This window comes from Pseudoalteromonas luteoviolacea NCIMB 1942 (genome assembly GCF_001625595.1).
GTDB lineage: Bacteria > Pseudomonadota > Gammaproteobacteria > Enterobacterales > Alteromonadaceae > Pseudoalteromonas > Pseudoalteromonas luteoviolacea_A.
Map to the genome: position 1 here is coordinate 1 of NZ_AUXT01000043.1, position 1,751 is coordinate 1,751.

The 1,751-nt window shown below is 47.2% G+C and carries 1 pseudogene; it reads left to right on the forward strand.

Features of this window, described 5'->3' with window-relative positions:
* Positions 1-1,751: pseudogene (locus N482_RS03480) on the forward strand (RHS repeat protein); the annotation flags it as partial.

Consider the following 1,751-nt stretch of genomic DNA (forward strand, 5'->3'; position numbering starts at 1 on the left):
TCTGGCACGGGTATCACAACACAAACAACTGCAACGTACACCAATGGGTTAGGTCAAACTGTGCGCGTATTAGATACGCGCGACAATACCTTGACCTACGAATATGGCCCGACTGGGCTGCAAACTAAGGTGTATTCGTCAGCGGAGTCCGGGGCGAATCAATTACTCATCAGCACCCAATACGATGCGCTAGGCAGAAAAGTCAAAGTGGAGGATGCTGATAGAGGGACTTGGTCATATGCTTACAATGGCTTTGGCGAGCTGGTTAAGCAAACCGATGCGCGTTTGGTGAGCACACATATGCGATACGATGGGTTTGGCCGTAAGATAAAGTCGTGGACCACATCACCAAGCAGTGACGCAACATTACATATCGAAGGTATCAGCAGTTGGGAGTACGGTAATACGGCGACCGACCGCCATCAACTGAAAGTCGCCAAACAAGGCAGTGATTGGGCTGAATATTATTACTATGATGGCCTAGGACGACAGGTATCTACCCTGACATCTGTTGAGTCTGCGTTGGCATGTCATGCTAATACGCAAGTGGTGTTCAATACCGAGCAGTATGACCTGCGTTTGGCCGCAAGCAGTGATCCGGATATGCAGGACCCACTGAAGAGTCGATGTGTGATTAGACAAACGAGCTTTGATGAATATGGACGGGTGGCTTATCAATTTGATGATTACCGACGCAAGTCTGACGATACCTATATCGAAGCGCGTGGTACGGTGCAGCACTACCAATTTGGGCAGGTGTTTGAGACGCTAGAAGCACGCAACAAACTCGAGGGTAAAGTGTACTTCAGAGTGAAGTCATTAAATGCACGCGGTCTTGTGACGGGCTACCTAAAAGGGTTGCAATCCATGGCCGTTGGTTATGACGACAATGGCATGGTCTCGTCGATTAAAGCAGTAGATAAAGACTATATTCAAAATGATAGCTATCGTTTTGATGGGCTTGGTAATTTACTGAGTCGCTCGCAGGCATCGATGCAGACACGCCACTATCAGTATGATGACCTCAACCGATTAACGACCATCAATGATAGGGTGCTATTTAGCTACGATAATAATGGCAACTTAAAAACCAAAAGCGATTACACGTTTATTAAGCAACACACGTGTAATGGTCTAGGTCAAGATGAGCTGTTGGTCAATCACACTTGGACGAATAGCTATGCGGCGCAAAGTAACCCGCTTCATGCGTTAACGTCGCGCACGGTTGAACAAGTAGACAACACCAGCCATGCATGTGTGAGTCAGCAGCTACCAGCCCCTAAAGTCGAGCGTTTTGACTACGATAACAATGGTAACGAAGTTGCTTTATACCAAGGTGGAAGCTCATCGGCTTACAGACAGATTGTGTATTCCGGTCGCAATAAAGCGGTTGAAATGCAAGGCAATGGCGAAACGGTTTACTTTGCGTATGATGCGAACAACCGCCGTTATAAGCGCGCTGATGCCACGCAGACCATTTATTACGTTGGCGCATTAGAGCTCACTGTGAAAGACACCGATAATGAACAGGCACACATTAAGCGCTACATAGGCAATGACGCGATACAAAAGTACTACAGCACGGGCATTAGTAGCCTCAATTGGTTGTTTACAGATCACCAAGGTTCGGTGATCACGGTTACAGACAATAAACTCAGACTCATTCAGCGCTTTGAGTATGATGTTTGGGGTAAAAAGTCGACGGTTGGGCGAGACAACGACCTGTACTCTGAGCATTATGTCAGTGACCA